Consider the following 7,029-nt stretch of genomic DNA (forward strand, 5'->3'; position numbering starts at 1 on the left):
TCATCTCTCTTCGCCATCTGCTCAGAGCGGCATCACCCGGGTGGTCAGACCGGCGCCGAGGCGCTGTACCCAGACCAGGGTGGTGCGTCCCTTGTGGATGGTGAGCGGCAATTGCCGCTGCGCTGCCCCCGCCCCCAGGGTGAGATTGATGTCACCTGCTGGCACCATTCCCTGCCAGCTCGATGCTTGAGCTGGCAGCGTCAGCCAGCTGCGGGTATCGGCCCGCTCCGAGAGGGTGTTGAAGATCCCCACCAGAATATTGCCCACATCCCCTCCCTCTTTGGCGGCGGTGCGGCGCATCTGCTCCTTGGCCACCAGTCGCAGCGCCTGGCGGGTCAGCATGCCGGGCAGCCGCTCTTGCAGATCTTTGGCGGCCAGCGCTTCCAGCCTGACCAGCTCGCTGGTCTGCTCGACCCGCTTGCCGACTTCCACCGTCAGCGGGCCGGTGTCGCTGGCCCGATTATCGTAATAGGGGATGGCGACGGTAAAGGTGCGAAAATCGCCGCGGGAGGTGGAGATGGGGAGTGGCAGGAACAGTTCGCGCCGTGCCGGGATCAAACCATCTTCAAACAGCACCACCAGTTGGCCTTGATCTTTTGCAAGCGGCGGTGCTTTGCGGCCTATCTTTTTCTCGGTCTCGCGGATCTCGTCCGGTGAGCCCCGCAGCCGCGCCAGACGCAGCAAGGCATCTTGCAGGCTGCGGTTGTCCGGCGCTATCTGGTAGCCGCGCTGATAGTCGACCCAGGCATCGTTGAGATCCCCGGCCGCTTCATAGAGCACAGCGGAAAAATAGAAGGTGTAGGCGTTCTGAAAACCGTTTTTGACCTTGCCGATCAACCGGTCGAGATCCGGTGCGCCGCGCGACATCAGCTGGCGCATCTCGCCTTCTGCTTCGGCCTCTTCGCTCTCATCCTTCGCTTTGCGCACCTCATCGGCTCGCCGTTTCAGGGCCTGCTCCTGCACCTGATTGGCCCGGCGCACCTCCACCAGGGCGCCATCGGCATCACCCCGTTGCAGATAGTTGAGGGCCAGATAGTGGTGCAGCATGGTGCGTTCGTAATCGGGAGTACGATAGGCCATCGACTGATCGTTGGTGAGCAGACTGCCCACCTGATCCAGACCGTGGCTCAGCCGGTATTCGGCTTGATTGTCTTCCCATTGAAGGCGGCTGTCGGCGGTGGTGAACGCCTGCTTGCTGCCCGCATCCTGACCCGCCAGCCAGGCGATGCGCCCCTGTTCGAGCCGATCCAGCACAAAGGTGTCATCCCCCAGGGTGGAGTCGCGCACCTCGGGCAGCGCTTCGGCGGCATGGCCCAGCAGCAGCTGGTTGCGCAAGGGCACCATCTGGTCGGAGTAGGAGACAAACATATCCTGCCACTGGGAGGCGCAGCCTCCCAGCAGGAAACTGGCCAGCATCAGGCAGGCCAGTCGAATGCTCGGGAGTATCACAGGCTGAGCAGGGGGCCCAACGGCTCGCCGCCGACCAGATGCAGGTGGATGTGGTAGACCTCCTGCCCACCGTGGCGGTTGCAGTTCATGATGAGGCGGTAGCCATCTTCGGCGATGCCCGCATCGCTTGCCAGCTTGCGGGCCACGGTGAACATCCGGCCAAGGGCCAGTTCATGTTCGGCTTCCACGTCATTGACGGTGGGGATCAGCACATTCGGGATGATCAGGATATGGGTCTTGGCCTTGGGCTGGATATCCCGGAATGCGGTGACCAGATCGTCTTGATAAAGGATGTCGGCAGGGATCTCTTTACGGATGATTTTGCTGAAAATGGTTTCTTGCGCCATGGCTAACTCCCTTATATGAAAAAGAAAATTGAACTTGCATCCCAAGCGGCTCCCGAAAGAAGGCGAGCAGCGCGTCAAGTGTGACACAAGCCGAGATTTGACACAGCTGATGTCCCATTCCCTTCAGTTATTGTTAAAAATACCGATAGCCAGAGGGACGTCATCTGCAGCGCCTGTTCAGGGGTCTGCAGGGTATCAAAAGGACGGGGTACTCAGGCAAGGGACTTTTGCATATACAGCGGGACAATAATGAAACAAACAATGTCGGATCTCTCCATCTTGCAGCGAGTCTACCTTGGCTTCGCGATCCTGGTGGCCGTGATGGTGGCCAGTTCACTACTCACATTTCGTAGTCAGAATACCCTGGGGGGATCGCTGGAACAGGTGACCCGGCAGTCTATGCCGCTGGTGATTGCCAGCAGCCAGACCCAGATCACCCTGCTCAGTGCCAACAAGTGGCTGGGGGATGTGCTCACCGAGCAGGACCCCAAACAGCTGCCTGCCGAAGTGGCCGAACTGAAACAGGCCAAGGCCGCGGTGGGCAAGAGCCTCGATGCCTTGCGCCAGCAGGTCGCCCACCACCCCGAACTGCAAGGGGAGATGGGCACTCTGAGCCAGCAGGTCGACAGCTACCTGCAACTGACCGATACCCTGCCGGGCGAACACGAGGCGCTGCTCACCCGATTGCACAAGGTCAATCTGGCCAAGGGGCAGTTTCAGGTCAGCTTGCCCCAGTTCAAGAAGAGTCTGGGGGACATGATGATCACCATCGACGACAGCTTCATCAAGATGCTCTCCGAGACCCTGACCACCAAGCTTTCCGCTATCGAACTCTCCACCATGGATGCCCTCAACCAGAGCATTCCGGCCCCCATTGAAGCTGCGCTCAAGCGCAACAGGATGCAGATCGAGGGGTTCAACAGCACCATCAAGGATCTGCAGGGTGAGCTCAAGGATTTCGACAACAACATGGGTCACTACGTCCACGGTTTCGTGCGCGATACGACCGGTAATGAAGGTGTCCTGGCCCAGTATCTGGCGCTGATGCAACAGCAGGAGCAGATGCGGGAGAAGAGCAAGCAGGCGAGTGCGCTCATCGTGGCAATTCAGGATCGGCTTGAGCGGATCACCGATCAGAGCCAGCAACTGATGAACCAGAGCATTCAGCATGCCAAAGCCGCACAGAGCCAGAGCACCCTGACTCAGGGAGCCAGCATAGCGGTCGCCATCCTGATTGCCATGCTGGTGGCTTATACCCTGGGCAAGGCCATTCGCCGTCCGCTCAGGGAGTTGCTGCGGGTGCTGACCGAAGTAACCCAGGGCGACATGACCCAGCGCATCGGTTTTCAGAGCAAGAATGAATTTGGTCAGCTGGGCAGCCAGATCAACCTGCTGATCGCCCAGATGGGGGAGGTACTGGCGCAGCTTTCACAAGCATCGGCCCAGCTTAACGATGCCGCCCACGGCAACCGTCGCACCACCGAATCGGTGCGGGCGGATCTGGAAAAACAGCGGCAGGAGACCGCCTCGGTCGCCGCCGCCATGACCCAGATGGAGGCATCGGTGCGGGAAGTGGCGCAGGCCGCCAACCAGACTCTGGAGCGAGTGATGGATGTGGAGAAGGCCTCCGAGATGGGGCGCAAGGTGATGGCGGGCAATATCACCACCACCCATCAGCTGGCGGGCAAGCTGCAACAGACCGGCAAGGTGATTGGTGATGTGAGCGCCATGAGCAGCCAGATCGGCAATATCCTCGATGTCATTCGCGGCATTGCCGAGCAGACCAACCTGTTGGCTCTCAACGCGGCCATTGAGGCGGCGCGGGCCGGCGAGCAGGGGCGCGGATTTGCGGTGGTGGCGGATGAGGTGCGCAGTCTGGCGGGCCGCACCGCCCAGTCCACAAGCGAGATCCAGACCATGATCGAGAACCTGCAGCAGGGGGTCGCCAAGGCGGTAACCGTGATGCAGGAGTGCTCCCGCGAGATGGACAGTTGCGTCGAACAGAGCTCCCACGCCAACAACGCCATGGAGGAGGTGCAGGGGATTGTGGTGCTGATCAGCGACATGTCGAGCCAGATCGCCTCTGCCGCCGAGCAGCAGCAGGCCACCAGCGCCGATATCGCCACCAACCTCAACCGCATCTCCGATATCTCGGATCTCAACTATCAGGGGATTGAGCGGGTAGCCGAGACCAGCCAGCAGCTGGACTCCCTTGCCGAGCAGCAGGAGAGCCTGGTCAAGCGCTTCCACCTCAGCGCCTGATGGTCGAGAGTTGAAATAACAAGGCCCCGCAGATGCGGGGCCTTGTTATTGCGGTAGTCAACGTAGGAATTACGCGTAGGCGATGGCGCCCTTGCCGACCCCTTCATAAGCGACAATCTTGACGAACTTGTCGCCCACCATCTTCTTCACTTCGCGGGCGATGTAGCAGGCCAGCAGCTCGACCGTGGTGTCGGTGTCGATCATCTCTACCTCGGCGGTGGGGATGGCCAGCTGGAACAGCCCCTGGGGCGCCATATATTTGAAGCCGGTGTGATGCTCGCCAAGCTGGGCATTGGCGCGGGGGCTCAAGGTGAGCTCGGCCAGTGCCACCTTGTCCTCTTCGGTGCCGAGGTAGATATCGCCCCAGCGTTCGGCCCAGTTGAACTCAAGCTCCTGGTCGCGCTCACCATCGACGTGGATCTCGATGGGGGAGCGGTGGCCGTGGGCGATGCGCTGGCAGTTGCCATCGTGCTTTTTCAGGCCGTGGCTGTAGTGGTAGAAGGCTCCGGTGATCGTCTCCTGACGCAGAGTCAGGGAGAGATCCTTGATATTGCCCGGCAGCCGTTTGGCCAGTACCGCCAGCAGGTAGCGGGTCACCGACTCTTTATCAACTTGCGGTGCCGGGATAAAGGCGAAGCCCTGGGATGGGCAGCGCAGATGGATGGAGCGCCCCTGGCGCAGCAGATCCACTGTGCTTTCGTCACCATCCAGTGTCTCGACGTGGATCAGCGGGCACTCTGTCGGCACCAGCAGCTTGTGGTCCACCTCTTCATCGATGATCGATTTGATCAGCTTCTTTACCCGGCCAAAGTCCAGCAGCATGCTCATTTCGTTGAGCTCACCGCTCATTTCGATATCTACCAGCCAGCTCTCGCCCACCATGCCGCGGCGTTCGCAGAGGTAGCTGGAGTCGATCACGGTCAAATCTCTTACAAATAACTTCATCAGTCAGGCCTTGCTACAGAGAAAGGGCAGTTTTGCGCTATTATGACCCGCGATTATCGGCAAAGGAACTGGAACCCCCCATGAACAAACTGCTTATCAAGAATGCCACCCTGGTCAACGAAGGCCGCATCTATGCCTCCGATGTGTTGATCGAGGGGGAACGGATTGCCCGCATTGCCCCGGATATCGAGGCGCCCGATGCGCTGGTTATCGATGCCGCAGGTCGCCATCTCATCCCCGGAATGATCGATGATCAGGTCCACTTCCGGGAGCCGGGATTGACCCACAAGGGGACTATCGCCAGCGAATCCCGCGCCGCCGTCGCCGGTGGCACCACCAGTTTCATGGAAATGCCCAACGTCAATCCCCAGACCACCACCCTCGACGCCCTCGAAGCCAAATACCAGATCGCCGCCAACTCCTCCGTCGCCAACTACAGCTTCTATCTCGGTGCCACCAACGACAACCTTGCAGAGATCAAGCGTCTCGACCCCAAGCAGTCCTGCGGGGTCAAGGTGTTTATGGGCTCCTCGACCGGCAACATGCTGGTGGACAATCAGGAGACCCTGGCGGCCATCTTCCGCGAAAGTCCGGTGATGATCGTCACCCACTGCGAAGACACTCCGACTATCGCCAAGGCGGAAGAGGCGGCGCGGGCCAAGTGGGGCGAGAATGTGCCGATGGGCGAGCACGGCCGCATTCGCAGTGACGAGGCGTGCTACAAATCCTCCAGCATGGCGGTGGCGCTGGCGAAAAAATACGGTGCCAAGCTGCATGTGCTGCATCTGACCTCGGCCAAGGAGCTGTCGCTGTTTACCGCCAGCCACGACCTGAGCGAGCTGAAGGACAAGAACATCACCGCCGAGGTGTGTGTTCACCACCTCTTCTTCAATGAAGCCGATTACGAGACCCAGGGCAGCCTGATCAAGTGCAACCCTGCGGTGAAGAGTGCTGCCGACCAGCAGGCGCTGCTGGATGCGGTACGCAACGATGTGCTCGACATCATCGCCACCGACCACGCTCCCCACACCTGGGAAGAGAAGCAGAACAGCTACTTCAAGGCGCCGTCCGGTGTGCCGCTGGTGCAGCACTCTTTGCAGGCGCTGCTGGAGCTCTACCACAACGGCGTGTTTACCCTGGAGACTATCGTCAAGAAGACCTCCCACGCGGTGGCCGAGCGCTTCCAGGTGCAGGATCGCGGTTATATCCGCGAGGGGTATTTCGCCGATTTGGTGCTGCTGGATCTGGGCAAGCCCTATGTGGTCAACGAAGACAACATCCTCTACCACTGTGGCTGGTCGCCCTTCAACGGCTACCGCTTCCACAGCACGGTGGAGATGACGCTGGTGAACGGCCAGATCGCCTGGCAAAACGGGCAGGTGACTGACCAGATCCTGGGCAAGCGGCTGACCTTTAACCGCTGATTGTTCGCAAAGCAGGCGAACGCACCGTGGCTTAGGAATTGGCGGCGTTTCCCTGTTGACAGGGCAGGGTCATCTCCATAAACTCTGCCCCCGTCAGCCGAGCTGACTCCGTCGGTGTGTAGCGCAGCCAGGTAGCGCATCTGCATGGGGTGTAGAGGGTCGGAGGTTCGAATCCTCTCACACCGACCAAATTCCCCGGTAAAGGCCTTGTCAAACGACAAGGCCTTTTCTTTGGCTCTGTCCCAATTACGTGTTGAAAGGCTAATCTTGAAGTAGGCCATCACCTTGAGGTCAACCATCATGGATACCCCAGCCTTTCAACACCTGCTGTCTCTCTTTCCCCAGTTAACCCTGCGCCAGCGCCGTGTTGCTCAGCAGGAGCTCACTGCACCCCACACGATTACCTCGCTCAATACTCAGTTACCGGCATGCAGTGGCTGCCCCCATTGTCAGGCCGATGTTACCCAGCTGGCGCCTTGGGGATGGAGTCGGGGGCTGCGCCGCTACCGTTGCAAACTGTGTCTGCGCACCAGCACCGTTCTGACCAAGACGCCCTTGGCCAGATTGCGTAAAGCACAGTGCTGGGAAGACTACGCGCAAGC

5 protein-coding genes, 1 tRNA gene and 1 pseudogene are annotated in these 7,029 nt (G+C 60.0%); 4 read left to right on the forward strand and 3 right to left on the reverse strand.

The window, feature by feature from the left end:
• Nucleotides 1-21 precede the first annotated feature (21 nt).
• On the reverse strand, nt 22-1,416 hold the full coding sequence (locus AB5Y90_RS12245; RefSeq protein ID WP_368166913.1) for a COG3014 family protein: 1,395 nt from the start codon (nt 1,414-1,416) through the stop codon (nt 22-24).
• 29 nt (nt 1,417-1,445) lie between these two features.
• The gene (gene hinT / locus AB5Y90_RS12250) at nt 1,446-1,796 is read right to left on the reverse strand and encodes a purine nucleoside phosphoramidase (protein ID WP_266133813.1); all 351 of its coding nucleotides are present in this window, start codon (nt 1,794-1,796) and stop codon (nt 1,446-1,448) included.
• A gap of 249 nt (nt 1,797-2,045) precedes the next feature.
• Between hinT and AB5Y90_RS12255 the strand changes: the two genes are divergently transcribed.
• Nucleotides 2,046-4,058, forward strand: a complete 2,013-nt coding sequence (locus AB5Y90_RS12255) for a methyl-accepting chemotaxis protein (RefSeq protein WP_307896526.1) — start codon at nt 2,046-2,048, stop codon at nt 4,056-4,058.
• Between the two features lie 69 nt (nt 4,059-4,127).
• Here AB5Y90_RS12255 and AB5Y90_RS12260 read toward each other — a convergent pair whose 3' ends face one another.
• Nucleotides 4,128-5,003, reverse strand: a complete 876-nt coding sequence (locus AB5Y90_RS12260; protein WP_307896527.1) for a 6-carboxytetrahydropterin synthase — start codon at nt 5,001-5,003, stop codon at nt 4,128-4,130.
• 80 nt (nt 5,004-5,083) lie between these two features.
• Here AB5Y90_RS12260 and AB5Y90_RS12265 point away from each other — a divergent pair, with 80 nt between their 5' ends.
• The 3 genes and pseudogenes from AB5Y90_RS12265 to AB5Y90_RS12275 all read left to right on the forward strand — a co-directional run.
• Complete coding sequence (locus AB5Y90_RS12265) at nt 5,084-6,427, forward strand: dihydroorotase (protein WP_368166914.1); 1,344 nt, start codon at nt 5,084-5,086, stop codon at nt 6,425-6,427.
• A gap of 112 nt (nt 6,428-6,539) precedes the next feature.
• A tRNA-Pro gene (locus AB5Y90_RS12270) sits at nt 6,540-6,616 on the forward strand.
• Between the two features lie 111 nt (nt 6,617-6,727).
• Nucleotides 6,728-7,029, forward strand: a pseudogene (locus tag AB5Y90_RS12275) (IS1595 family transposase); the annotation flags it as partial.

This window comes from Aeromonas sp. R4-1, from assembly GCF_040908325.1.
In the GTDB taxonomy this organism is placed as follows: domain Bacteria; phylum Pseudomonadota; class Gammaproteobacteria; order Enterobacterales; family Aeromonadaceae; genus Aeromonas; species Aeromonas veronii.